At 51.9% G+C, this 24,796-nt stretch carries 22 protein-coding genes; 7 read left to right on the top strand and 15 right to left on the bottom strand.

The genetic code is table 11. The features are described 5' to 3' along the window. Window positions 1-36: 36 nt before the first annotated feature. Window positions 37-1,458: a C69 family dipeptidase gene (locus tag IV54_RS06175; RefSeq protein WP_057878522.1), complete on the bottom strand. Its 1,422-nt coding sequence runs from the start codon at window positions 1,456-1,458 to the stop codon at window positions 37-39. Between the two features lie 225 nt (window positions 1,459-1,683). Between IV54_RS06175 and IV54_RS06170 the strand changes: the two genes are divergently transcribed. Next, window positions 1,684-2,022, top strand: coding sequence for an ASCH domain-containing protein (locus IV54_RS06170; RefSeq protein WP_057878521.1), 339 nt, complete (start codon window positions 1,684-1,686; stop codon window positions 2,020-2,022). A gap of 103 nt (window positions 2,023-2,125) precedes the next feature. Here the strand turns inward: IV54_RS06170 and IV54_RS06165 are convergent, their stop codons facing one another. Beyond that, a complete protein-coding gene (locus IV54_RS06165) occupies window positions 2,126-4,873 on the bottom strand; it encodes an HAD-IC family P-type ATPase (RefSeq protein WP_057878520.1) in 2,748 nt (915 codons plus the stop codon). A gap of 275 nt (window positions 4,874-5,148) precedes the next feature. Here IV54_RS06165 and IV54_RS06160 point away from each other — a divergent pair, with 275 nt between their 5' ends. Next, on the top strand, window positions 5,149-6,138 hold the full coding sequence (locus IV54_RS06160) for a zinc-binding dehydrogenase (protein ID WP_057878519.1): 990 nt from the start codon (window positions 5,149-5,151) through the stop codon (window positions 6,136-6,138). Window positions 6,139-6,321: 183 nt separating this feature from the next. Then, complete coding sequence (locus IV54_RS06155; RefSeq protein ID WP_057878518.1) at window positions 6,322-6,750, top strand: NUDIX hydrolase; 429 nt, start codon at window positions 6,322-6,324, stop codon at window positions 6,748-6,750. A 65-nt stretch (window positions 6,751-6,815) separates the two neighbouring features. Here IV54_RS06155 and IV54_RS06150 read toward each other — a convergent pair whose 3' ends face one another. The 7 genes from IV54_RS06150 to IV54_RS06120 all read right to left on the bottom strand — a co-directional run bounded on the left by IV54_RS06150 (window position 6,816) and on the right by IV54_RS06120 (window position 14,034). Then, the gene (locus tag IV54_RS06150) at window positions 6,816-8,372 is read right to left on the bottom strand and encodes a bifunctional metallophosphatase/5'-nucleotidase (RefSeq protein WP_057878517.1); all 1,557 of its coding nucleotides are present in this window, start codon (window positions 8,370-8,372) and stop codon (window positions 6,816-6,818) included. Next, window positions 8,372-9,193, bottom strand: a complete 822-nt coding sequence (phnE, locus tag IV54_RS06145) for a phosphonate ABC transporter, permease protein PhnE (protein WP_202813413.1) — start codon at window positions 9,191-9,193, stop codon at window positions 8,372-8,374. The genes IV54_RS06150 and phnE (IV54_RS06145) overlap by 1 nt, the downstream gene beginning before the upstream one ends. A gap of 7 nt (window positions 9,194-9,200) precedes the next feature. Continuing rightward, window positions 9,201-9,995 (bottom strand): phosphonate ABC transporter, permease protein PhnE, encoded by a 795-nt coding sequence (gene phnE, locus IV54_RS06140; protein WP_057878516.1) that lies wholly within the window; start codon window positions 9,993-9,995, stop codon window positions 9,201-9,203. Window positions 9,996-10,006: 11 nt separating this feature from the next. Next, a complete protein-coding gene (phnC, locus tag IV54_RS06135; RefSeq protein ID WP_057878515.1) occupies window positions 10,007-10,759 on the bottom strand; it encodes a phosphonate ABC transporter ATP-binding protein in 753 nt (250 codons plus the stop codon). 92 nt (window positions 10,760-10,851) lie between these two features. Then, a complete protein-coding gene (locus tag IV54_RS06130) occupies window positions 10,852-11,805 on the bottom strand; it encodes a phosphate/phosphite/phosphonate ABC transporter substrate-binding protein (RefSeq protein WP_057878514.1) in 954 nt (317 codons plus the stop codon). Window positions 11,806-12,816: 1,011 nt separating this feature from the next. Further along, window positions 12,817-13,452, bottom strand: a complete 636-nt coding sequence (locus IV54_RS06125) for a hypothetical protein (protein WP_057878513.1) — start codon at window positions 13,450-13,452, stop codon at window positions 12,817-12,819. 117 nt (window positions 13,453-13,569) lie between these two features. After that, window positions 13,570-14,034 carry a MarR family winged helix-turn-helix transcriptional regulator gene (locus IV54_RS06120; RefSeq protein WP_057878512.1) on the bottom strand — a complete coding sequence of 155 codons (465 nt, stop codon included), beginning with the start codon at window positions 14,032-14,034 and terminating at the stop codon, window positions 13,570-13,572. A 78-nt stretch (window positions 14,035-14,112) separates the two neighbouring features. Here IV54_RS06120 and IV54_RS06115 point away from each other — a divergent pair, with 78 nt between their 5' ends. Continuing rightward, a complete protein-coding gene (locus IV54_RS06115; protein ID WP_057878511.1) occupies window positions 14,113-14,670 on the top strand; it encodes an NADPH-dependent FMN reductase in 558 nt (185 codons plus the stop codon). 84 nt (window positions 14,671-14,754) lie between these two features. On the opposite strand, the gene IV54_RS06110 is transcribed toward IV54_RS06115, so the two are convergent. From IV54_RS06110 to IV54_RS06090, 5 genes are all read right to left on the bottom strand, one after another. Continuing rightward, complete coding sequence (locus tag IV54_RS06110) at window positions 14,755-15,438, bottom strand: glycerophosphodiester phosphodiesterase family protein (RefSeq protein ID WP_057878510.1); 684 nt, start codon at window positions 15,436-15,438, stop codon at window positions 14,755-14,757. A 95-nt stretch (window positions 15,439-15,533) separates the two neighbouring features. Beyond that, the gene (locus IV54_RS06105; protein ID WP_057878509.1) at window positions 15,534-16,667 is read right to left on the bottom strand and encodes a vitamin B12 independent methionine synthase; all 1,134 of its coding nucleotides are present in this window, start codon (window positions 16,665-16,667) and stop codon (window positions 15,534-15,536) included. Between the two features lie 376 nt (window positions 16,668-17,043). Beyond that, window positions 17,044-17,994, bottom strand: coding sequence for a zinc-binding dehydrogenase (locus IV54_RS06100; protein ID WP_057878508.1), 951 nt, complete (start codon window positions 17,992-17,994; stop codon window positions 17,044-17,046). A 15-nt stretch (window positions 17,995-18,009) separates the two neighbouring features. Continuing rightward, a complete protein-coding gene (locus tag IV54_RS06095) occupies window positions 18,010-19,530 on the bottom strand; it encodes an ABC transporter permease/substrate-binding protein (RefSeq protein ID WP_057878507.1) in 1,521 nt (506 codons plus the stop codon). After that, window positions 19,531-20,460 carry an ABC transporter ATP-binding protein gene (locus IV54_RS06090; RefSeq protein WP_057878506.1) on the bottom strand — a complete coding sequence of 310 codons (930 nt, stop codon included), beginning with the start codon at window positions 20,458-20,460 and terminating at the stop codon, window positions 19,531-19,533. It abuts the gene before it with no gap. 258 nt (window positions 20,461-20,718) lie between these two features. Between IV54_RS06090 and IV54_RS06085 the strand changes: the two genes are divergently transcribed. Further along, a complete protein-coding gene (locus IV54_RS06085; RefSeq protein ID WP_057878505.1) occupies window positions 20,719-21,138 on the top strand; it encodes an Lrp/AsnC family transcriptional regulator in 420 nt (139 codons plus the stop codon). Here the strand turns inward: IV54_RS06085 and IV54_RS06080 are convergent. Then, window positions 21,135-22,082 (bottom strand): zinc-binding dehydrogenase, encoded by a 948-nt coding sequence (locus IV54_RS06080; protein WP_057878504.1) that lies wholly within the window; start codon window positions 22,080-22,082, stop codon window positions 21,135-21,137. The genes IV54_RS06085 and IV54_RS06080 overlap by 4 nt on opposite strands. Window positions 22,083-22,182: 100 nt before the next feature. Between IV54_RS06080 and IV54_RS06075 the strand changes: the two genes are divergently transcribed. Both IV54_RS06075 and IV54_RS06070 read left to right on the top strand, forming a co-directional pair. Then, complete coding sequence (locus IV54_RS06075) at window positions 22,183-22,992, top strand: MerR family transcriptional regulator (RefSeq protein WP_057878503.1); 810 nt, start codon at window positions 22,183-22,185, stop codon at window positions 22,990-22,992. A gap of 178 nt (window positions 22,993-23,170) precedes the next feature. Continuing rightward, window positions 23,171-24,406, top strand: coding sequence for an ArgE/DapE family deacylase (locus IV54_RS06070; RefSeq protein ID WP_057878502.1), 1,236 nt, complete (start codon window positions 23,171-23,173; stop codon window positions 24,404-24,406). The last annotated feature ends 390 nt before the right edge of the window (window positions 24,407-24,796 follow it).

Raw genomic sequence — 24,796 nt, 5'->3', positions numbered from 1 at the left:
GAAACGCAAACGACTTTTTCTAATTCTGACGATAGCTTAGAGGTTCTGGCCCTTTTCCCAAGCCGTCTTCGACAAGTTCAACCCATGCTTAACCAGTTCATCAAACAACGCGTGGGTCCGCTTGGAAATTTCACCGGCGGTCTCCGCATTGCTTTGAGTCAAGAATGCTGTGACGTCACCACCAACGGCGGCATCAGTCGCTGCGACCCGTGAACGGGCGTATGACTGACAGCCTTCGCGGAAGGCGTTGACACTCTCTACGTATTCATGGAAGTGTGGTTCGATGATGACGGATAAGGTCTTATTCAACCAGTAAACGTTGTTGACGTCGACCGAAGTCGTTGTGTTCTGGTAATCCACTGGGGTGTCATTGATGTTGGTAAAGAATGGCACGTAAGGCGCATAGGCAAAGAAGCCCATGGCAATCCATTGAATTGCCGCGTGATCGGCATCGACGTCATTTCTAATCTGTAAAATTGAGGAACATTGATTCCGGTCCATGGCAATTGGCCGGTACTTCCGTTGATCGTTGGCGGAACCAGAGGCGTAGGTGCCAAATGGATCGTATGGCGTGCCGTTATAGTGAGAAGACAGGAAGAACTGCACGTCTTCAATGGCAATCTTCTTCGCTGGCTTCCGCGTAAATGGCATGTCTTGATCGGTGGGTTCTTGGTCGGTAATTTCTGGATTAAAGAGCGTTTGCCCATACCAAGTCCGTGGCGTATTGTAGTACGCGTCATCCTCACCGTGAGTCCCAAAGATTTCGCGGAAGTTGAAGCTTCCTGGCGTTGGGTTCAGGTGGTTCTTTTCGACAAAATCAACCAAGTCAGTTGCGACCAGGAAGTTGTCATTATCGGTCAGATCGACCTCTTGCATCAACGTCTGGTTAGGCGCGATGGCATAGGTATCTTCGGGAAGTCGCATGGCTGCCCAGTGATGGCCACCAGCCGTTTCCAAATACCAAATTTCGTTGTGGTCGTTGAAGGCGATACTGTTACTTTCACCGGTCCCATACTTTTCCAGTAGGGCCCCCAAACGTTGGGCCCCTTCCTTGGCCGTCTTGATGTACGGCAGAACCAGGGTAACCATTGCTTCTTCATTGATCCCATCATTTACTAGGGGATCGTAGCCCAAGACCCGGGCATTCGTCGCCGTCGTTTCGGTCGCACTCATCCCGACATTTAATTCGTTAATGCCGGCTTCTTCGTACTGGCCATCGCTTTGATCAGCTTGCGGAGTTCCCGTATACCGATAGGCATGGTCGGGTAAGGGTACCGTCACGCCGGTTACAGCCGACGTAAACGTTGCCTGCGTCTGATCCGTGGCTGGATGCACCACAAATTTGATTGGGTTGACTGGCCCATACCCATCCTCATTACGCGCAACAATCGTGGAGCCATCCATACTGGCGGCTTTCCCCACTAAAATCTCGGTACAATCGGAACTCTTTTTCTTCACAGTGCTCCGCCTCCTTTGTGTTAAGTATAGGATTATCGGGTGCTAAGAGCCAGCGTAATTTGTAAAATAGTCACAAATATTGCAGGGGCCGATCGTGGTAGCCCTGAACCCTTAGCGGCTACGTTTAGAATGATCGGTGACCTAACAGGGATTGCGCCAAGTTCCCAATGTGCCTATACTGAATCTAATTCTAAAATTAACCCCAATTCAAGGAGGCAAAACTGCATGACCACGACCCAAATGAAACTCGCCGCCGACCAATTCGACCTCATGGCAGCTGGCACCAAAACCATTGAAATCCGCCTCCACGATCCCAAACGCCAGGCCATTCAGGTTGGCGATACGATTCGCTTCGTTAATCTGGCCAATGCTAGCCAGGTTCTGGATAAACCAGTCCGTGGCTATCGGTTATTTCCAACCTTTGCGGCCCTCTATCAAGCCTATTCACCGGTTAGCGTGGGAAGTCAGCCGACGGACAGTGTGGCACAAATGGTACAGGCGACCTATACGATTTACACGCCTGAACAGGAACGACGGTGGGGAGTCATGGCGATTGAAGTTTAAGTGGACGCAAAGAAGAGAGGGACTGTGGTGATTGCCACGGTCCCTCTCTTTTTTGAATTTATATGGTCGAAACGTGCGCCAGCGGGCAGCCGGCTGTCACACTCTATATATTTCTCTGTTCCCTCTGAACAATACTATTATCCAGCCGATGGCGAATTGCCTTGGCGATTTCTGTTACGATCAGGACGACTGCCCCCGCCATGATTGGGATTCCCCAACCATAATGGAAGTTAACCGACGTCGTGTGGAAGACGCTCTGCATGGCTGGCCAGTAAATAATGCCGGCCTGTAGAACCAAGAGAATTGCCACGATCACGAAGCTCATCTTGTTGCGGAAGAAGTACTTCGACAGAACTGGGTGATCGTTTTGCAAGTTGAAGAGGTAGAAGACCTTCCCGAAGATGATGACGTTTAACGTCATGGTACTGCCGATGACGGCCGACAGCCCTTGAGCTGTCAGGAGGTCGTAGGCGAACATCCCCAGCCCAGAAATCAGGAGAGAGACGTAGGCCACCTCAAACATATCAAGCTTCGAGAGAATCCCCCGGGTGACGTCTCGGGGCCCCCGCTTCATGATTCCACTCTCGGCAGGCTCAAAGATGAAGGCAAACTGAATCGTCAAGGCGGACACCATGTTAATCCACAACAATTGTGTTGGGAATAAGGGTAGCTCTTGATCCATCAGGATACTGAGGACCACGATTAGTCCTTCGGCAAAACTGGTTGGTAAGAGGAATCGAATCGTTTTACGAATGTTATCGAAGACGTGGCGACCCTCACGGACAGCCCCCAGGATCGAGGTGAAGTCATCATCGGCCAGCACCATATCGGCGGAGTCCTTGGCGACGTCGGTTCCCCGAATCCCCATGGCAACTCCAATATCAGCCTGCTTCAAAGCGGGCGCATCGTTGACGCCGTCACCCGTCATGGAAACCACGTGGCCACGCTGTTGCTGGGCCTTCACGATCCGCAATTTATCAGCGGGCGTGGTCCGGGCAAACACCGTGTATTGGTCAATCTTAGCGGCCAATTCGTCGTCACTCAACTGGGCTAACTCGGGTCCGGTGATGGCCTTCGCCTTCTCGGACAAGTTCAACTGCTGGGCAATGGCGGCCGCGGTCTCGGGGTCATCCCCCGTGATCATCTTGACCTTGATGCCGGCATAACGCAGTTGCTTAACGGCATCGGCGACCCCAGGACGTGGGGGATCAATGATCCCAGCCATCCCGGCCAGGTGGAAGTTCTGCCCGATTGGCAGGTCATCCACCTCATCGGCGTCGGTGGCTACGGGTTGATACCCTAAGGCCACAACCCGTTTGCCTTGTTGCGTCAACTGAGAAATCCGCGCTTGCCAGGCGTCTTGGTCAACCGTTTGGCCCTGTTCAGTCATCAGGCGCATCAAGGTTTGTGGTGCCCCCTTAACCAACAAGTACCGTTGGTCACGGTGATCGACCAGTCGGGCGGAATAACGAATGGCCGAGTCGAATGGCAACGAGTCAATCTCTTGGGGTGCGGGATCGGTGCCGACTAGCTTGTGGTATAGCGCGGTCAAGGCCCCATCGGTTGGCTCCCCGGTCAGAACCCACTGCCCATCTTCCTCATGGAACTGGGCGTCGGAGGTCTGTCCGGCAATCTGAACCAACCACTCGAGGTCGGTATCATCACGCCAGGCCACCGTCTGGCCCTTGTCATTTTCAACCTGGCCGGTCGCGTCGTACCCGACACCGGAAACCGTGTAGGTGTCGGCGGCGGTCAGCACATCGGTCACGGTCATTTCATTTTTCGTCAACGTCCCGGTCTTATCGGTGTTAACGATGTCGACGGCCCCCAGGGTTTCCACAGCGGGTAACGTCTTCACAATCACATTCTGCTTGGTCATCGCCTGCGTTCCCATGGCAAGGACCACCGACGTACTAGCCGGTAGGCCTTCGGGCATCGAGCCCACCACCATCGTAATCACGGCAATCAGCAGCGTTGGTAAGCTGTAAACATGGGTAATCATCCCCAGGATAAAGAGCAGGACTGCCGCTACCAAGATGGCAATCGACAAGCCGAGCCCCAAGCCATTGAGGTTCTTCATTAAAGGCGTTTGCTGTTGCTTAACTTCAGCCACGTTCTGTTGGATGTGACCAATCTCGGTGTTGGCACCGGTCACCGTCACAATGCCTCGGCCGGACCCACTGGTCACGGCCGTCGAGGCGAAGGCCTGGTTCGACCGTTCGGCCAGCGCTAAATTAGCGTCGGGTAAGGGATCCTCACCTTTGTTGACCGAATCAGTTTCCCCGGTCAATGCCGACTCCTGAATCTTCAGATTATCCGCATCGATCAGTCGCAGGTCGGCAGGCACAGTATCCCCCGCCTCCAACTGGACAATATCCCCCTTCACCAATTCACGGGAAGGCAGCGTGATCTTCTGGCCATCACGGAAGACGACGGCCTCGGAGACCAGCAGGGCCTTAATTTTATCGAGGGCGTTATCCGCCGACTTTTCTTGGAAGTAACCGATAAAAGCGTTCGCGATAATCACCAGTCCGATAACGATTGAATCGGAGTAGTGGTGCATGAAGAAGGTGAGTAAGGCGGCACCCGCCAGGATATAGATAATACTGTTATTGAACTGCTTCAAGAAACGTAAGAGATTCGATTGTTTCTTAGCGGTCAACTCGTTAGGCCCGTCCGCACGCAGTCTTTGCTGCGCCTCATCGGTCGTAAGCCCGGCATCTCTATCGGTAGCGAATTCGGTTAATAGTTCTGACGTTGTCTTTTGCCAAAGCGACTCCTGACTGGGTCCAGGGTCGGTCGTTTCAGTTTCGGTGGTCGTAGTGACAGTTGCTTCTGTTTCTTGTGCCATGTAATGGGGTCATCCTTTCTGAGATGAAATAAATTTAGCGGTCAGGAATTGGGAGTGCAATCAAACGGTCGTGCAAGACGTCCACCTCCAGTTTTTAATGTTAAGTTAATTAATTCTACCAAGGTTTTTAAACAATTGCACCCAATTAGCGGGTAATGCAATCTAAATTTAACATATAGACGTAACCAATGGGGGTGCTAACCAAATGAATGGCTTTCCCTTTCGCCGTGCTTCCCCTAAGATAGACCTAACTCTAAAGAATAGGACTGATTGCGATGCAAGCATGGACGATTATGGGACACGGTCCGCACGACCTTGACGATGTCCGGCAATTAGAAATTGCCACCCCAACGCCAGGACCCGGTGAATTACTCATCCAGGTGGGCGCGGTAGGGCTGAACCCAGCTGACTACAAGGTCATTGAAAACGGCACCTGGAATGACCCGCACGTCATCGGTATGGATGCCGCGGGTATTGTGGCGGGACTGGGTCGCGGCGTCACCGACTTTACCGTGGGGGACCGGGTCTTCTATCACGGCGATCTGCGCCGAGCCGGCAGCCTCGCTACCTACACGGTTACCACCAGTCAGAGTGTGGCCCACCTACCAGCCAACGTCAGTCTGGATGCGGCTGCCGCCAGTCTATGTGGCACCCTGACAGCCTACCAGGCGCTACACCGCAAGGCGAACTTGACCACTGCCCAAAGTGTGCTGATTCACGCTGGGGGTGGTGCTGTCGGACTGGCCGCTTTACAATTTGCCCACCAACTTGGCCTACAAACCATCACGACAACCTCTGCTCGTAAAAGGGCCTTGGTCGAACGCGTTGGCGCAGATGTCATCATTGACTATCACCAAACCGATGTCACGCAGGCCGTGCTCGACGCCACCAATAGCCGTGGTGTCGACGTCAGCCTCAATACCCTCGGCGGTGAGGCCTTGGCGGCAGACACCGCTAGAATGGCCTACAACGGCCAAATTATCGCCATTGGCGACGGCATGCCTGCCCACTTTGACTTCGATACTCGGGCCCTGAGTCTGAATCGCGCCGGGCTGGGCGGCGTCTACCGTTCCGCCGATCCTGTAGGCATCCACGATCTGGCTGTCATGGCGACTACGGTTGGCGAACAGCTAGCCAGTGGCACGTTAGATCCGGTGATTGGCGCCACACTATCCTTTAACCAGGCCGTCATTGGGTTAAAGCACCTGAAACATGACGAAAATCTGGGGAAACTGGTGGTTCATGTGGATAGTTCGCTTAAGTAACTAGAAACGCTAAAAAAGCCGCCTGCGGCTATGATTGTTTTTACCATTCAATAACGATCATTGGTCACTTCTGATCAAATGCCTCGATCACTTGCCAAACTCATGCTACTTCCAAAAGCTTTGATCTTCATCGAAGTATACTGATCTTAATGATTAAACACTTCTTCAAAATGGAGGACTAGCATGACTCAGCTGATTGCACACCTCATGGTTCCGACCGAACAAGGTATTTTACTACTACGACGAACAGCCTTTGAACGCGGCAAGTCCAATGTTTTCCCGCACTACTGGGATTTTCCAGGTGGCTTAGTTCAGCCACACGAATTTCCCCGGGACGCCGCAATTCGCGAATGTTACGAAGAAACTGGTCTGACCGTGATAATTCGGCGGATCGTGGCGGAAGATTCCCATCTTGATTTACACCAAGGAACCGTCTTTACCCGGCTAGTCTACTTGGCCGAAGTGGTCAATCTTAGTCATGATCAACGATTTCATTTGAACTTAGCGGAACACGATCGCGTGCGTTTTGTCACTACCTGGTCCGACCTTGGGAACCCCTCATCACTGGTGCCCTACGTCGTCGCCGCGCTTAATGAAATTTGGCGCAACTAAAAACCGCACCAGCTAAATGGACCTTAAGTCCACCTAGCTGGTGCTGTTTTCTTCCGGTGCGGGTCTCATGCCCGAACCTGGAAGTTGGTTTGCGGTTTGCCCGTGACCACGGGATGGTGCTCAAAATAATCTAAGATGAGGGCCACCATGTCCACGTTAATTTCACGAACAATCTTGCTGGCGGCAAACATCGGGTAGTCACCGCCTCCGTTGCCGCGGTACTGGTTCACCGCGATCAGGAGTTCCTGATCGGGCTGAATTGGTTGACCATGATAACTCAGGTCTACCACTCGTTGTCCGATCGGCTGGTGAAGATCGAAGGTGTAGTCAATCCCGCTGTACACATCGTAATTATAGAGTTGCAACTTCGGATAAATGAAAGCTGGATTGACCTTGACCGTTGACCCCTCGCAGGTAAAGAAGCTGGCGCTCCGTTCCAACGCCGCCTTGAGCGCTGATCCCGTCAGACGCTCGACAACCAAGGTGTTGGGATACCCATAGCTATTTAACAGTTGGCGCATGGTGACGTGGGTCCCTAAACCCCGCACGTCATCGTTAAATAAGCTGGTCAAGGCGATATCCGTTTGCCCTGCATCCATGGCGACCTCGTTGACAAATTGGAGATACGGATGTCCATGGAGGCGTGCATCAAACGAATCGGTCACGACCAGACTAGCACCAGTCACTTGCCCGATCGGCTGGTCCAACCAGGCCTGTACGGCGGCTTCGGTAGCCGTCGTTAAGGCTTGGAGGGCGCGCTTAGGAGTTGCTTGGGCCGTCGATAACAACTCCGCGCGGTGGGTAACCACCTGATGGTGCGCGTCAAGTTCCAAGTCGATTAGACCCACGGCAACGCCCTTTTCACCGGGTTGGGTGACCGGCACGCCTTGGTACACGCCGGCAATTTCGCGATGCTGATGTCCGGTAATCAGAGCATCGATCCCGGGGACTGCCGTCATGAGCTGGTACCCTTCATTTTCTCCAGTCAATCGTTCTGTTGGGTCCCCCGTCAGTGGATCGGCCTCAAGGCCACCGTGATAGGCCACGATGACCACATCGGCCAACTCCCGCAAGCGTGGTACCCAGTGTTGGGCCGTCGTAAACGCCGACACAAATGTCAGGCCCTCGATGTGACCCGCTGCCTCCCACATGGGAATATAGGCGGTAGTCAGTCCCAGGATGGCAATCTTCACGCCACCCCGTTCTAGAATGGTGTACGGCGCATCGACAATCCCTGCCCGTTGACCACCCTGGATATTCGCGCCAAGCAACGGATACTGGCGCGCGGCCTCACAGGACCGTAAGTAGGACAACCCATAGTTGAACTCATGATTGCCTAGCACGCCAGCATCGTACGCCATGGCCGAACTTAATTGCGTAAAGAGATCGCGGGGGGCATCGTCGTGTTTGGCAATGTACGCCGCAAACGGCGACCCCTGAATCCAGTCTCCATTTTCAATCGTGAGAACAATATCATCGGGATCGGCTTCCTGACGCACCGTGTCAATGACCGTGGCGGCCTTCAAGAATCCGAAGTCACGCTTATCGTTAGGCGTGCTGTACCCCGTGGGATACACGTAACCGTGAACATCACTGGTCGATAGAATCTTAAGGTGCGTCATTAGATCAGCCTCTTTCTCAGCTGCTCTGATAGGGTATCAATCAGAAGCACCATGACCACGATCCCTAACAGAATAATCCCCACTCGCGACCAAGCCCGTGTCTGAATAGCAAAGATCATGGGTGTACCGATACCACCGGCACCCACCATCCCCAAGATGGAGGCAGACCGCACGGCGATTTCAAACCGATAGAGCGTGTAGGAAATGAATTCGGGCATGATTGTGGGAATCGTTGCCAGCATGAAGACTTGGGGACTATTTCCACCGGCACTCACGATGGCTTCCTCGGCTCCCCGATCCATATTTTCGATGGCTTCACTGAACAATTTACCCAGCATCCCAATGGAGTGAATGCTGACGGCCAGAACCCCGGCGTAGGAGCCCGGGCCCACAGCCTTAATGAACATGATAGCCAAGACGATTTCTGGGAAAGTCCGAATCAACGTCAGAACAATCTTGCCACTGCCAGAACGTAGGTGGCCCCACTCGTGTTCACCCCGAGCGGCCCAGAAGGCAAAGGGCACACTGATCAGGGCCGACACGAAGGTTCCCAATAGCGCGATAGCCAGTGTCTGGATAATCAGTGAAACCAAGTCTTCGCCGCTACCGTTGTAGACGTAGGCCCAGTCCGGATTGACCAACCCGTGGACGATGGACTTCGAGACGGACCCAGCGGATTCCTGCAACCCGGTAAAATGGAGCCCGGTAATAGCCCAGGTATAAACACCGGCGACCAGAACCAGCCAAATGAGCCAACTCCAACGCCGCCAAGGGTTCAAGTGGACGGGCTTCTCTGGTTTATTTGTCATTGTCGTTTGCATATTCATCTTAGAGTAAGACCCTCCTTAAATGATTGCTGACACCATCAATCACCATGACCACAACTAGCGTAGCCAGAATGATCACGGCCGTCTTGTTATAGTCGAATTCACTCAGTGACCGTTGTAAGAAGACCCCAATCCCCCCGGCACCCAAGTACCCCAGGACGGTCGATGCCCGCACGTTGATTTCCAACGTGTAGAGAAAGTAGCTCACAAATTGATTCATGATTTGGGGGAGCACGGCATACCAAATGATGGTAACCTTGCTAGCACCAACGGATTCCATGGCTTCCAGTGGCCCCATGTCGATGGTTTCGATAACCTCATAGAAGAGCTTGGAGATCATCCCAAAGGAGAAGATGGCCAAGGTGATGACCCCGGCGGTCGACCCAATTCCAAAGATGGCAACGAAGATCGCCGCTAACAAGAGGTCAGGTAACGTTCGCACCAGGTCTAAAATCAAACGAATGATGCCGCGTAACCACTGATTGTGGACCAAGTTGCTGGCCGCCAGAACCGCGAATGGCACGGCGAAGACGGTCCCAATAGTTGTCCCCAGGATTGCCATTTGAATGGTTTCATAGAGGGGTTGGATGATGATTGGCACGTAGGACCAGGCTGGCTGAGACATCCGAACCAAGAGATTGGTGAATTGGTCGAAGTTGCTGAAAAACATCCCCACGTCGACCCCTGTCATCTTAGAGGACCCCACGAGCAAGGCCACCAAGAGGGCCGTCCAGCCCACGCCCTTCACGTGCCAGCGCTGGCTCCATGAACGTTGCGGAATTTCCGGTGTTGTCATTTTGCCCCCTCCTAGGCTGTCTGGTAAATCTTCGTCAGGTCAGCCTCGGTCACGTCGGCGATCTCTTTGTCATAGACCACGGCACCAGCGCGCAGGCCCACGATACGGTCTGCGTATTGCCGAGCCAAGGCCACCGAGTGCAAGTTCACAATAACGGTGATGCCATCTTCTTGGTTCAAACGTTTCAAGATATCCATCACGGTCTGGGTCGTTAGTGGATCCAGTGACGCCACCGGTTCATCGGCCAGGATAACCTTAGGATCTTGCATCAACGTTCGGGCAATGGCCACCCGTTGTTGCTGACCACCGGACAATTCGTCGGCCCGTGTGTAGAGCTTTTCGGTCAAATTGACCCGTTCCAAAGCGCGGATGGCCCGGTCCTTATCGGCGGCACTGAAGAGGTTCAAGACACTCTTCCAAGTCGGGTAGTAACTCACCCGCCCCGACAATACATTCCGTTGAACCGTTGAACGTTTGATCAGATTGAAATCCTGAAAAATCATGCCAATCTTTCGACGCAACAACCGCAACGATTGCCCCTTGTAGTCACTGATCGGTTCATTCTCAATCGTAATCTCACCGGAAGAGATCTCATGCATCCGGTTAATCGTCCGGAGTAAGGTACTCTTCCCGGCCCCTGACAACCCGACGACCACCAAGAATTCTCCACGGGGAATATCAAAGTTAATGTCTTTCAAACCCACGGTCCCGTTGTTATAAATTTTATTCACGTTCTTGAAAGAAATGATTGGTTGTTGATCCATTATTCTGATCCCCCTATAAAAAAGTAGCAGAGGCGCTTGCTATGTGCCGCCCCCCGCTACTTTCTGTCGTTATTGCCTAATTGTCGACGTGCTTACTTGTCGAGCTTTTCTGCTTGCTTGTCGTATTTCCGAATGATATCGAAGTTGCTGTCCTTGGAATCTGCGTAACCTTCGTGAGAGTAGACACTTGAAATGATGTCATGTCCCTTCTTGGTCTTGGCAATTTCCTTAAAGGCTGCCGCAATCTTCTTCTGCCACTTGTCTGTCATGTCCCCACGAACCGTAATCGTATCGTTAGGAATCTTGCCCGTCGTGTAGATTGGGACAACGTCCTTCATGATATTCTTTTGGTCCTTCATGACTAACTTACGTGCCCCTTGGAAGACGAAGGCAGCGTCCGTGTTCTTGTTGTAAACGGATAAGACCCCTTGGTCATGACCCTTCACTTGAACCGTCTTGATGCCATCCTTGTTGACGTTAACGCCGTGTTCCAGCATTTCAACGGCTGGGTAAATCCATCCGGCAGTTGAGGTCGTGTCTTGCACGGCAATCTTCTTGCCCTTCAGATCCTTGATAGACTTAATCCCGCTATCCTTGCGAACCAAGATTTGTGACCGGTAGTAACTCACGAGTTGCTTCGTGGCTTGGTCGTTAGGTTCCTTAATCCCGTAACGTTGGGCCTGTAAGATGACCTTGTCACCGTACTGTTTGTGCGCCAACACGTATGCATCAGGCGGTAAGAAACCGACATCCACCTTCTTGGACCCCATGGCCTCAACGATGGTGTTGTAGTCGGTCGAAACACTAACCGTCACTGGAATCCCTAATTGCTTCTTCAGCAAGCCTTCCAGTGGCTTGGCTTTAGCCTCGATCGTTCCCGCATTAGATGATGGCACGAATTCTACCGTCAACTTCTTAGGGGTAAATCCCTTGGAACTAGAAGAACTGGTCGAGCTGGTCGACTTGCCACACCCTACCAAAGTAACTGGTAAGGCCAGTAATGCCGTCATGACTAAGAGCCATTTAACCTTGTTTCTCAGATGCATCAAGCTCACTCCTCAGATATGTAGTTGGTGTTCAATAACCACTCCCAATGATAGCAAGTATCCGAACTTTCGCAACCATTTTTTGGAAAATGCTTCGTCATCAAAATAATTATTAGAAGTGAAACCGTTAATTCACGGCAAGTAAACCGTAAAACCTGAACGATATATAAAATTATTAATAAAAGCATCCTGGCGACCAACCGATTAGCCCCCACCCTTAAATGGCCGAATTCCCTTGATAAGCCACTGGTTACCGGCATCTTCCGCACTTTCAACGCCATAGGAAACTTAGAAGACTATGGAGACGCCGACCAGGCCAACCAGCTCAATTGGCGTTTCCAAATTTTCGTTGGTATCAGGAACCTGAAAACACGGTATCATTCTCTTAGCCGCTAGGCCGTCTGGGAACCATTAACCGGCTAAATTATCCCCTTTTCACTGGCCGATCACCCCGGAAGGAGAGCCGCTCTTAATTTCTCAGAATTCCCGAATTTCTTCTCATTTAGTTTGACCGGTGACCCGTCAAACCGATCGGACTGACCACCAACTTTGGTTAAGATCCTGTAAAAAGGCGATGAGGTAAATTTCCTCATCGCCTAAACCATATTCATTTTTCAGAATACTTATTCAGAAAATGTTCTCTGTGGCCCTGACTCATGAACCCCCTGAGTGGGGACGATTACCGACCGGTTGTTCCCCGAAATGAGTATGGCATGAATTTGTAATATTACAAATCGCGAGAATCACCCAAAACCCTTGATTTCTTTGTTATTATGAAGTTGTCGTAAACAATTGCTTAACAAACAGACGACAAACTAAAGCTTTTTTGGTAGCAGTGATTAGGGTACCCGGAAAATGCCCCAATCGTAGCTGTCCCAAAATAATCGTTAACCGGCTTGAATCAGACTAAATCCCAGTCTAATTCAAGGTGGTTAATTTTTTTGCGCTTATAAAAGACCGACAGCCGATGACAATTTCATCGACGATCGGTCTCTTTTTCTGAATCTCAATTTAGACGACCCACCACTGTTCTTCGGTAGGATAGTAGATCAAACCGAGATGATGGACATCCACACTTAGCTTCGGGTCCGATTGCGTGGGAATCAGGCTCACTTCGGTCACGTTGTAATTATAGGTGGTCACCTGGCCCTCCCTGTCGGAAGATGAGTTGGCGGTGAATGCCTGAACCGGCGAGGCATATCCTGCCACGAACAGCCGGGCAGCGGTGACCGGTGTCAATAGGCAAAGCCCGGTGGCCACGATACTCACGCCCGTCACCCACCAGGTCGTGGACCGTGGCATTGGTTGAACAAATAAGCCGGCCACTTGCCACCCTGTCAGAATCGTTAACAAGGGAATGACCGGCGCAACCTTCGCACTAAACGCTTCTGAAGAAACTACCGTCAACACCGCTAGCCAACCGGCAGTCAAGCCGGGCGCCCACTGCTGGTGATGAATACCGCGGCCAACCAAGTAAACAATCACAGGCCAGGGCAATAACACCACACCAAAAACAACGAAACTCAACACCGTGGCCCCAAGAGCGTCACTGTCATTGCCAGATAACCAGGCCCAGCCCACTGTTCGCAATACCCAGCAGGCGTAAAATCCACTTAAGATTAACCCACGCTTGATTCCTTGACGCATCGACCCATCCCCTTTAATTCCCCAAACAATTTATACCCTATTATACGCGTTTGCCAAACTAAACGGGGACGAAAAAAGCCAGGACAGTTGTCCCGGCCTCCCTCTGAATTTCTTAACTTACTTCAAGTCATCGTCTTCATCATACTCGTCAGCTGTCTCACCAGTCATCGTTCCCGCCAGCTGTTGCAGGACCCGGACCAGTTCGGCCCGATCGGTATTGGAGTAGCTCGCTAACCGTTCTCTTAACGCTGCCTCCCGTGCGAGCTTAATTTGCATGAGTCCCCGTTGTCCTTGCTGGGTGAGAGCCACCAACCGGACCCGCTGATCGCGGCGATCGACCTCACGGAGCCAGCCGGCTGCGACGAGTTTGTCCACCTGGCGGCTTATTGAGGAGTGATTGCGGCCGATCTGATCAGCCAGCTCGCCAATGCTAATGTCGGCTTGACGCCCGGCCCGCACCACGATTGGGAGGGCGGCCGGTTCCAACGGCACGTTGGCCTGCTGTAGCAGGTGACGGTCCTGTTGGGGCTGGTTGAAGAAGGTCACGATTTCAAATAGTGCTTCAAAAATTTCATTATCCATACTTGTGATTATACCAGATAAATGCTAAGATGTGTGCACAACGCACCTATTAATTGGAAATTTAAAGGAGAGATCAGCATGCCTAAAAAAATCGGTCTCATCATCGGATCCACCCGTCCCACCCGAATTAGCCCCAGCATCGCCACCTGGCTACAGACAGCCGTGGCTCAGCCCGGACTAGACGTCGACCTCATTGATCTGGCAAAAATCAATTTGCCGTTACTAGACGAAGTTGAACAACCTTCCACTGGCATTTATCACGAGGAACACACGCAGCGTTGGAGCCAACTTATTCAGGGTTACGACGGCTTCATTCTCCTTTTTCCACAGTACAACTGGGGCTATCCGGCACCCTTGAAGAATGCCTTAGACTACTTATACAAAGAATGGCGTGGCAAACCTGTCAGCATGGTTTCCTACGGCGGTCATGGTGGTTTCCAAGCGGCCCTGGGCATGAACCTGGTCCTCCGCGGGCTCAAGTTCCAGCTTATGGCGACCAACCTCCAGTTGACCTTAAAGAAAGACGAGATTGACGAAAATGGCCAATTTAAAGACCCGGCAACGGCCCTGGCACCTTACGCCTTTAACGCCCAGCAGATGGGCGCAGAATTCTTACACCGGCTCACACAGGATTAACGACTAGTGGTAAAAAAGAGAGTCAAGGATTTTGTCCTTGGCTCTCTTTAATCTCCAAATTTATATTGTCGCACTCTTTTCAATTTAATTAGCCACCTGTTGCTTCACCTGCATCATCATTTCAAAATCATCGGTGAAGATCCCGGCAACGTGCTTCGCCATCAGATCAGCGGCTACCGTAGGATTGTCCACGGTCCAGATCCGCTCAGTCACGGGGATTCCTGCCTGATAATGACTCAAATGGAGGCCATTCAGGTGTTCACGGGTGACCAGCGCCACTGGATCGGCTACCCGCCGGTCGGTCAACCAACAATAAATCTCATTGGGCGCCAACTTTTGGCAAGTATTCAGCGTGGGTAGATGGAATGACGAGAAGATCACTGGCTTCTTGAGCGCAGTCGCGTGGACCATCCCCATCACAATCCGTTCAATGTTAGGATACTGAATCTTATCGGTCTTCAACTCCAAATTGAGTTGGACATCACGATTCGTAACCAGCGTCAGAAATTCCGCCAGTGATGGGATCGGTTCCTGATTCGCCAGCCGAAACTGACGGAGTTGGGCAAACGTGTAACTCTCGATCAACCCGCTCCCATCCGTGGTCCGGTCGATCTGCTCATCATGCATGATGACCGGCACCTGATCCTTCGTCAAATGAACATCAAACTCAATGCCTTCGATACCGTGTTCAACCGCGTAACGAAAGCCTGCTAAAGAATTTTCTGGAAAACGCGCCGGGTAGCCCCGGTGACCGAATACCGTTGTCATGTTCGAGTCGCTCCTATCTCAGTCTAGCTATCTTGTTTAGGATACCACCTCATGACGCTGGCAAATGTAAAGATTGCTTATGCTTTGTGTAAAATTTATGACTCGGGCCAGACGTTATCGGCGATCCGCTTAACTAATTTGAGCTTGGCCCATTGCTGGTCCTCCGTCAGCTGATTGCCTTCCTCGGTCGAGGCAAAGCCACACTGGGTCGACAAGGCCAGGTTGGCCAGGGGCACCTGTTCGGCCGCTTCGTGAATCCGCGCCGTGATGGTCGCTGGATCTTCCAATTCTGGAAATTTCGACGTGATCAGTCCCAATACCAGGCGTTTATCAGGATCGTTATGCCAAATCTTCTTGAGCGGTGCAAAACTCCCGGCCCGGGCGTTATCGTATTCCAGAAATAACCCATCATAGTGCAAGCGCCCCAGATAATCTGCCACGTCATCGTAGCCTCCGGAGAACAGGTAGGTCGACTTGAAGTTCCCCCGACAAATGTGGGTGGTTACCGTCAAGTCTTCTGGTAAACCCGTCAACAAGCGGTTGATGACATAAACGGCATTCTCGGCCAGATCAACGACTTCCTGATGGGCCACGGCGTCGTCTTGCGTCGCGTTCAACCGGCTAATCAGATAGGCCCACGTGGTGTCGTCCAGCTGAAGGTAGCGACAGCCCAATTCATAGAACCGCAAGATCGTGTCATGGTAAGCCTGAGCTAGATCATCCAGGTAGGCGTCCCAGGTCGGATAGAATTGATGCCAGTTGTCGCTCCGATTGTCCCGGAACAACATGGTTGGGGACGGGATGGTCTGCTTAACTACGACTCCTGCTGGCACCAGGCTCTGGAGGTAACGAAAGCTCTCAAAGAAGGGATGATCCGGATTGAAGGCAATGCGTCCGATCAGATCAGCATTGTCGGTTCGGGTCTGACTGCCGTGGAACTTATAACTCTGCTGATAGTCATAGTGCCCCACCCCCGTAAGGCCCCAGAGAAAGTCGAGATGCCACCAACTCCGATTGAATTCACCATCGGTCACGGCCTTGAGTCCCAGTTCAACCTGGCGTTGGACGACGCGTTTGGTTTCCGCCCGCTGAATCCGAGTTAAATCTTCAGCACTCAAGGTTCCCGCTGCCAACTGGGCCCGAGCCGTCTTGAGCATTGCCGGTCGTAGGAGACTCCCCACGACGTCGTAGCGATAAGGAAATTGCGTTTTAATTTGGTTAAGTGTCATCTGAATGTCCTCCTTAAGATTAAGTGACTTCCTAATCATTTTGATGGGAATAAAAAAGCGTTCATCCCCGAACTAAATCCTTAGTTCAAGGGACGAACGCGTCGTTTTACCACCCTAGTTTACGTCATCCTCACAGATCACGCCTCAACGGTACCAGTTGATACCCGGAAAGTTAACGGTTCCTACCGACCCGGCGGGGTGAACCACCGGATAGCACTTGGGAGCTCATCTTCATGACTAGGTGTCGACCCGTTTTCACTGACCGGGCTCACTGTACAACACCGCCGCCACTACTCTTCTCCTGGCTGTTTATGATAAATTGATTAGAAATTAACTGTTATTTTAATCTTTCAGTCAGGCACTGTCAACCTAAATCCTAGGAGACCACAACAACCTTACCGAAGCTATGCTGACTCCCCAGATACTCATGAGCTGCCCGCATCTCCTGTAACGAAAAGACCTTGGCCGGACGCACATCGAGATGGTGGCTGTCGATCAGTTCAAACAGGGTGCGCAACCGTTGTTCATCAATATCACCGGAATAGAAAGCCGTCAAATAGGTATTGCTAGGAATCTTGGATACTGGTTCGAAGTCATTTAATCCCCATTGGCCGCCTAATTCTCCCGTTGCACTCACAATTCCTCCTGGATTCAAATGCTGGAGGGATTCCGGAACGGTGAGGGCCCCAATTAGTTCTAAGATCTTGTCATACCGGGTTCCCTGTGGGAGATGCTCATCGCGATCCAAGACCACGTCGTCAAAGCCCGCCGCCAATAGCTGATCACGCTTGGCCAGATTACGGGTACTGGCCGTGACCGTCACGTCAGCCATGGCATGGGCCAATTTAGCTGCTGCGACGCCAACGCCACTAGTACCGCCGCGAACCATCAAGGTCTCGCCATCATGCAGGCGTAACCCTTCCAGCGCACCGTAGGCTGTATAGTAGGTCTCCGGTACCGCTGCCAAGTCCGCCCAAGATAACGCCGTCGTTATCGGAAAGAGTTGTTCATTGGGAATTAAAGCAAATTCTGCATAACTGCCATCATAAGCGCGACCCATTTCACCCATGAAGGTGACCACGGTCTGGCCAACCGGCAGCCGCTTCGTATCGGTGGTAGTCACGACTTCACCGACGGCCTCGATCCCCAAGATCCGGGGAAATTTAACCGATGGTGACTCGCCATCTCGCGTAAAGACCTCGGAATGATTAACGCCCCGAGCCTTCACAGCCATCAGCGTCCAGCCGGGCTTCACACTGGGTTTGGGCACATCGGTATAGGTTAGCACTTCCGGTCCTCCCGGATGACTCACAACGATTGCTTTCATGCACACTGTTCCTCCCTAATTTAGGTACCCATGACTCTTCAAATACTGACGGGCCACAGTTGCGGCCTTCTCATGCTTCACAGTGACGAGATAATTCATTTTCTGCATATCCGTCGTGGTAACCTTCCCGGCTAACTTATTCAAGGTCGCCTTCAATTCGGGGTGCTCGGTGACCAATTTCTCAGTCATCAGCGGGGCTCCTTGATAAGGTGGGAAGAAGTTCCGGTCATCCTTCAGGACCACCAGATGGTATTCTTGAATTTCGGGATCGGTGGTATAGCCATCGACCAGGTTGACCTTGCCGTTCGCAATCGCCTTGTAGCGAATCGACGGTTCCATCGTCTTAGCACTGGCAAATTTCAAACCGTATGTCTTGCTTAATCCTGGATAACCGTCCTTCAATTGATAGAAGTCGGGATCAAAACCGGCGTGAATCTTACCCTCTACCGCAACCAGATCTGAGATTGTTTTTAAATGATTAGCCTTCGCAAACTGCTTGGTGACGGCCAGATCATAGCCGTTCTGATACTTCATTGGCTTCAAATAAGCCATCCGGTATTGCGACTTCAGGGCCGTTTGCGCCACCTGATAGGTCTTGGCAGGATCATGACTCGCCGCCTTTTCTCCCTTAACCAGAGACTCCAAGACGGTTCCCGTAAATTCAGGATAAATGTCGATGGACCCCGACTTGAGGGCCTTAAACAGGAAGGATGTCCCCCCGAAGTTGGCCTTGGTCGTCACCTTCATTCGGGGATGGTCGTGCTCAATCAGATCCTTATACATGTTAATCAGGATCTCAGGTTCACTCCCCATCTTCCCGGCAATGGTGATCCCCGTTTCTGGATTGGCAATCTTACGGTAACCGGCAAACCCACCGATCAGGACAACAACTGTGGCCAGGACAATCCCAGCCTTCTTAAAGGACAGTCGACCCAACCAGTCGATCGCCGCGCCGAAGACCAGGGCCAAGATCGCTGACAACACGGCCCCGATAATCAGGAGGGGATTGTTGTTGGTTTCAATTCCCAATAGAATGTAGGTCCCCAAACCACCGGCACCAATCAAGGCAGCCAGCGTGGCGGTCCCAATGATCAAGACCGTCGCGATTCGAATACCGGAGATAATCATTGGCATGGCTAATGGCAATTCAATCCGGAAGAGTTTCATGCGCCGCGACAATCCAAACGCCGTGGCGGCCTCCTCGTAATTGGGATCGATCGTGGTCAATCCGGAATACGTATTTTGAAAGATGGGCATCACCGCGTAAATCACCAGGGCGATGACTGACGGCACCGTCCCAATCCCCACGATAGGAATCAGAATCCCTAGCAAGGCCAGACTCGGAATCGTCTGGAGAATACTGGTAATCTGGAGCATGACCCCCGCCGCCCGCTTGTGATTCATCAAAAGAATTGCTAGCGGGATCGCAATCACCGCGGCAATCAATAGCGAGATCAGGGACAGCCCAATGTGTTGCCCGATCGCATGGACGATATCTCCGCCCTGCGTCTTGAGAATATGCAAAATGGCTGACACCTAATCCGCCTCCTTTGTAGCTAAGAAATCCAAGAGATCTTTGATCTGTAGCTGGCGATTGCCATCGGGCGTCGCCACGACCACTGGTCCTTGACGCAAGGCCGCCGCAAGTTCATTCACAGTTGCCGCAGCATCAATGCTCGTCGTAGCGGTCGTCGCCGTGCCATAACCAGCTAGCACGAGATCAGAAATTGCATCCGGCCGGGCCGCATTTTCCACTTGGAAAAAGCCGCGGACGAAATCATTGGCTGGGTGCCGAATAATGTCTTCACCCGTCCCCACTTGTTGAATGTGACCGAGCCGCATCACCGCAATGTGTTGGCCTAAGCGCAAGGCTTCATGCATGTCATGCGTCACAAAGACAAAGGTCATCTTCAGTTCTTGATGCAACCGCAAAACCAGATCTTGGAGTTGTTTACGTGAAATGGGATCCAAGGCACTGAAGGGTTCATCCATCAGAACCACCTTAGGCTTAATCGCCAGGGCCCGAATAATTCCGACCCGTTGTTGCTCCCCACCGGAGAGCTCACTGGGCATCCGTGTGGCGTACTGATCCGGATCCAAGTCGACCTGAGCCAACAGCTCACGCGCCCGTTCGATCCGCCGCTTACGGGGCCAGCCTAGCGACTCGGCTTGAATGGCAATGTTATCCTGAATGTTTAAGTTCGGAAAAAGGGCAATGTTCTGTAAAACGTACCCCATTTGGAGTCGTAATTGTTTCAAATCATAATCAATCAAGCGGCGATCGTCGAAGTAAATATCGCCATCGGTGGGTTCAATCAACCGATTTAACATCTTCAACGTCGTGGTCTTCCCACTCCCACTAGGACCGACCAACACAAAAAAGTCCCGGCTGGGAATTGTGAGGTTTAACCGATCCAGGGCTTGGTTGTGTGCGTATTGCTTGGTAACATTTCTAAATTCTATCATGTCAACCTCCATACCCTACTCGTGTGCGGCCCAATTCGACGGGCCACACCACTTGCCGATACGAACGCGATAGGCTTCCGCTAATCCGCAACGACGTGTCTGTAACTCCTCATTATACTAACCTTTGGCCAAATACCTAAGAATGTGGCTTACAAATTAGGCAAGCAGTAGTCTCCACTTTACAGGCTTTGAAGTCGACTGTTAAGATGAAAAGTAAAGTCTTTTGCCCCAAAATACTTACAAAGTAAGGTATTTCAGTTGCTCGATCAAACCGACCTAAATATTCTAAAAGAACTCACTAAAAATTGTCGGATCAAGGCCAACCATCTTGCGGAACGGGTTCATCTCACCGCTCCCGCTGTGGCCGCACGCATCACCCGCCTCGAAGATGCTGGCATCATTAAACGCTACACGATTGAGGTCGATACCGAAAAATTAGGTTTTGATCGTCAGGTCTTCATTCAGGCGGCAGTTAAGAACGCCACCCAGCGTGCGGGTTACGACGCCCTCATTCACCAGTACCGTAATGCCATTCGCCATCATTATCGGGTCACGGGAGAAAGGCCCTACCTCATTGAGGGGGCCTTCCACACGCGAGCAGAGCTCAACGATTTTCTTTTGGCGTTGGGACAGGTTGCCACCTATACCGTCACCGATGTCATTGACGAATTAATCTAATCGTTATCAATAATGACTTGGCCTAGTGCACGACTGGCCATCACATAGTCGTGGGCTTCACGAATATCCGCGAGCTTGAAAACCTTGGCAATCGGGATCTCCAGGTGATTTTCGTTAATGAGATCAAACATCTCGTCCACCAGATCCTGGTGAACCACCGTGGAATCAAAGAACGTTAAGTACTTATCGCCCAGGACAAATGGTGAAAATTCCTTAGCGACCCATTCACCAGCTAGCAGGCCAATCACACAGACCGTCCCACCTTGATTCAAGTGGGCAATCGAATCATCCATCGTGACCGATCCCACCAGATCAATGATCCCATCGTATTTTTCTTCGGTGACAAGCTGGTTATCCGTGTCTAGAATTGCGGCATCTGCGCCACTTTGAACCACGGCATCCAGCATCTGGGGCCGCCGGGTCGTGGCCGTCACCGTTAGACCCATGGCCTTGGCTAACTGCGTTGCGGCCAAGCCAACCGCCGTGGTCCCCCCACGAACGAGCAGGGACTGGCCAGCCTGTAGCCGCAGAGACTTCAGCGCCCCGATCGCCGTATAGAAGTTTTCAGGATATTGGGCCAGCTTGACCCAATCCGTTCCCGGATGGTTGACCGTAAATAGGTTAGAATCGTCGACTAAGGCGTATTCCTGGTAACTGCCGTCCACTTCACGGCCAAAGCCGCCCATCATCGTCATGACCTTCTGACCGGCCTTAAATGGTCCCTCAGCTGAAGCCTCGTGGATTTCTCCCACCGCTTCGACGCCGATGACCCGGGGAAACTTAACGGATGGTGACCCACCCGCACGCGTCAACACTTCGTAACGGTGCACGCCAAAGGCATGGATCCGCATCACCGATTGGTGCGCCGTGGTCTTCTGAGTTGGCCGTTCCACTAGATTCATGACACTGGCATCTCCTGGATGATCGATAACAACTGCTCGCATAATCTAAGTCCCCATTTCTATCGTTTTAGTTGCTCATTTACTGACCCTAGTGTAAGGTGTACCGTAACGTTACAGTCAAGTCCGATTTAGGAGATGCTTCATGTTAACCATTCAGAAATTCGCCACCTTAGCCGGAACAACCCGTCGCACCCTGATCTTCTATGACGAGAAGGCGCTCTTCAAACCCAAGCGCGTCGCCGCCAATGGCTACCGATACTACGACTACGATCAGCTCTACGACCTCACCTTCATCCTTGAGTTACGACATCTCGGCCTGTCGATCACCGAAATCAAGGCCCTCACCCAAAACGCCGATCCAGAATCCTTAAACCACAACTTGCAACAGGTGCTTGCTAAAATCAACGGCCAATTGGACAATCTCTCCGTGCTTAAAAGTACCTTGAACACGCGGTTTAACCAGCCTACCGCGACTGTGGCTCCCGTCAAGAATCAGCCGACAATCACCACAATCACCGCTCCCGTGACGTTCTGTCGGTCGCGCCAGTCGGTGGCCTGTACCGAAGAAGAAATCGCGGAGATCTACGCCGAGTTCTATGCTAATTTAGGTAAACTCGAACTGGTTAACAAGCGCGACTCCGGCTTTTTGACGCATCTACCCGGCAGTGACGCCAACCTGTATCCCACAGCTTCGTTCTGTATTCTCAAGAAGGTCGCAGACGGCACCGACACAGGTGTACTTCCACAGCTCACCAAGCCCACTGGTGACTACGTGACCGTCACCACTACGAATGACGTGAAAAACATCTGCATCGGTCTGCGCCAACTGGCTGACTATATCGCCCAGAACCAACTCCAGATCGGCGATCAACTCTGGCAGATGAATCTCGACGAAACCTTTACCAGTAAGGGAGCATCCCAACTGGTCAGCCTGCAGTATCAGCTGCAGTAAGTGAAAGTTTTCGGGTAACGACTCTGGCAATCGCCAATGAGTCGTTTTTTCTTACCCAGATTGCCCACTAACACCCTGGATTCTTGATTCCGTTTGCAAAAAGTGCTGTAATCAAGTTAGTGAACACCCGTCACTTCGAAGACGCGGGTGGCTAGACTTAATAATGAGGTGGAAGAACATGGATGAAGTTGTTCAAGCACTGAGCGATATTGTCAAAATGAATACCGTTAACGGTGATGAAAAAAAGGTTGCGGACTATATCGCAGCCCTGTTAGCCAAACATGGTATCGACAGTAAATTAATCGAATATGCCCCCGGCCGGGTTAGCCTGGTCGCTGAAATCGGGGACGGCCACGGTCCCGTTGTCGGGTTCGATGGGCATGCCGACGTCGTTGCCTTAGGTGACGCAGCCAAATGGAAGGTTGACGCCCTCTCCGCCACGATTCAGAATAATCTGATGCTTGGTCGGGGAACCTCTGACATGAAGTCCGGCTTAATCGCTGGTGTCTGGGCTATGATCCATTTACACGATCAACATGTGCCCCTTCATGGAACCTTGCGTTTCATGGCCACGGTCGGCGAAGAATACGGCCAATACGGCGCCAAGCAACTTGGCGAAGCAGGTTACGCTAAAGACCTCGACACCTTAATCGTGGGCGAACCTAGCGGGGCGGCCAAGCAACTCTTGATGCAAAAGCAGATCCAATACATGCTGCAGATCGACCAAGCCAGTGCGCAACAGTTATCCGACGCCAACCAGACCAATGAACAACACTTTATCGAATTGGCCCACAAGGGATCTCTGACCTACACCGTCCATTCCAAAGGGGTGGCCGCTCACAGTTCCATGCCAGAAATCGGGAAGAACGCGATTACGCCGCTGATGGCCTTCTATCAGAAGGAAGAAGCCTACTTTGCCTCTATCAAGGATTACCGTAACCCGGTTCTCGGACCCGTGACGCCCGTGGTCACGATGGTCAAAGGTGGAGAACAAATCAACACCGTTCCCGCTAGTGCTGACCTCTCTGTTAAGATCCGGACAATCCCCGAACTACCAAATGCCGACATCACGGTTGCCATCAAGCAAATCATTGCGGACCTTAACGAGCAAGGGGCCAATCTATCTCTCGACATTTTGAGTGATTTACGGCCAATGCACACCATGGCAGACACCGAGCTGGTTCAAGCAGCCAAAGAAATTGGGGAAGACGCCCTCGAACAGAAGCTACCATTGATTGGGGTTCCCGGTGGCACCGATGCCTCATCCTTCCTGGCCTTCAATCCAGACATTGACGTCATCGTCTTTGGCCCCGGGAACATCACGGCCCACCAAGTGAACGAATACGTCGATCTCGACATGTATCACCGTTTTATCACTATCTATGAGAAACTGATTACCCGGTTATTGAAATAGCAATTGTTTTTGAAACCGGAAGATCTAGAAGGCCGCCTGCGGCTGCCAGGGATTACGCCTGCTGTGGGGACGCTTCAGCCCCTTGGGCTTCTCGCTCGATTTGAAGCCTCGCCAAGAACGCGAGTCTTCAAAGTCGCCCGTGCTGTAAACTGGAAAATCACCAGTTAACAGCACCACCACGGCCGGCTCCATCCCTGGCCTCCTCCGGCTACGATCGGTCCTTCAAATTAACCGTAGTTGGCGGTTATTCTCAATTGATCCATTTCAATGACTTCAGATTGACAGTTAATTCTAAAAAAACTCAAATTTTCTAATAGGGCTCCACTCGAATTGAGGGCTCTTTGTCAAATGGTGTTGAAGGATAGTTTCTATCCTTTGGAGATCTCCTCG

It is taken from the genome of Levilactobacillus paucivorans (genome assembly GCF_001437125.1).
GTDB lineage: Bacteria > Bacillota > Bacilli > Lactobacillales > Lactobacillaceae > Levilactobacillus > Levilactobacillus paucivorans.
This window is presented reverse-complemented; position numbering and strand designations above follow the sequence as displayed.

Excerpts from the sequence above, each read along its gene's own strand:
- IV54_RS06170 (WP_057878521.1), top strand. The coding sequence starts at position 1,684 with ATGACCACGACCCAAATGAAACTCGCCGCCGACCAATTCGACCTCATG.
- IV54_RS06165 (WP_057878520.1), bottom strand. The coding sequence starts at position 4,873 with ATGGCACAAGAAACAGAAGCAACTGTCACTACGACCACCGAAACTGAA.
- IV54_RS06160 (WP_057878519.1), top strand. The coding sequence starts at position 5,149 with ATGCAAGCATGGACGATTATGGGACACGGTCCGCACGACCTTGACGAT.
- IV54_RS06155 (WP_057878518.1), top strand. The coding sequence starts at position 6,322 with ATGACTCAGCTGATTGCACACCTCATGGTTCCGACCGAACAAGGTATT.
- IV54_RS06150 (WP_057878517.1), bottom strand. The coding sequence starts at position 8,372 with ATGACGCACCTTAAGATTCTATCGACCAGTGATGTTCACGGTTACGTG.
- phnE (WP_202813413.1), bottom strand. The coding sequence starts at position 9,193 with ATGCAAACGACAATGACAAATAAACCAGAGAAGCCCGTCCACTTGAAC.
- phnE (WP_057878516.1), bottom strand. The coding sequence starts at position 9,995 with ATGACAACACCGGAAATTCCGCAACGTTCATGGAGCCAGCGCTGGCAC.
- phnC (WP_057878515.1), bottom strand. The coding sequence starts at position 10,759 with ATGGATCAACAACCAATCATTTCTTTCAAGAACGTGAATAAAATTTAT.
- IV54_RS06130 (WP_057878514.1), bottom strand. The coding sequence starts at position 11,805 with ATGCATCTGAGAAACAAGGTTAAATGGCTCTTAGTCATGACGGCATTA.
- IV54_RS06125 (WP_057878513.1), bottom strand. The coding sequence starts at position 13,452 with ATGCGTCAAGGAATCAAGCGTGGGTTAATCTTAAGTGGATTTTACGCC.
- IV54_RS06120 (WP_057878512.1), bottom strand. The coding sequence starts at position 14,034 with ATGGATAATGAAATTTTTGAAGCACTATTTGAAATCGTGACCTTCTTC.
- IV54_RS06115 (WP_057878511.1), top strand. The coding sequence starts at position 14,113 with ATGCCTAAAAAAATCGGTCTCATCATCGGATCCACCCGTCCCACCCGA.
- IV54_RS06110 (WP_057878510.1), bottom strand. The coding sequence starts at position 15,438 with ATGACAACGGTATTCGGTCACCGGGGCTACCCGGCGCGTTTTCCAGAA.
- IV54_RS06105 (WP_057878509.1), bottom strand. The coding sequence starts at position 16,667 with ATGACACTTAACCAAATTAAAACGCAATTTCCTTATCGCTACGACGTC.
- IV54_RS06100 (WP_057878508.1), bottom strand. The coding sequence starts at position 17,994 with ATGAAAGCAATCGTTGTGAGTCATCCGGGAGGACCGGAAGTGCTAACC.
- IV54_RS06090 (WP_057878506.1), bottom strand. The coding sequence starts at position 20,460 with ATGATAGAATTTAGAAATGTTACCAAGCAATACGCACACAACCAAGCC.
- IV54_RS06080 (WP_057878504.1), bottom strand. The coding sequence starts at position 22,082 with ATGCGAGCAGTTGTTATCGATCATCCAGGAGATGCCAGTGTCATGAAT.
- IV54_RS06075 (WP_057878503.1), top strand. The coding sequence starts at position 22,183 with ATGTTAACCATTCAGAAATTCGCCACCTTAGCCGGAACAACCCGTCGC.
- IV54_RS06070 (WP_057878502.1), top strand. The coding sequence starts at position 23,171 with ATGGATGAAGTTGTTCAAGCACTGAGCGATATTGTCAAAATGAATACC.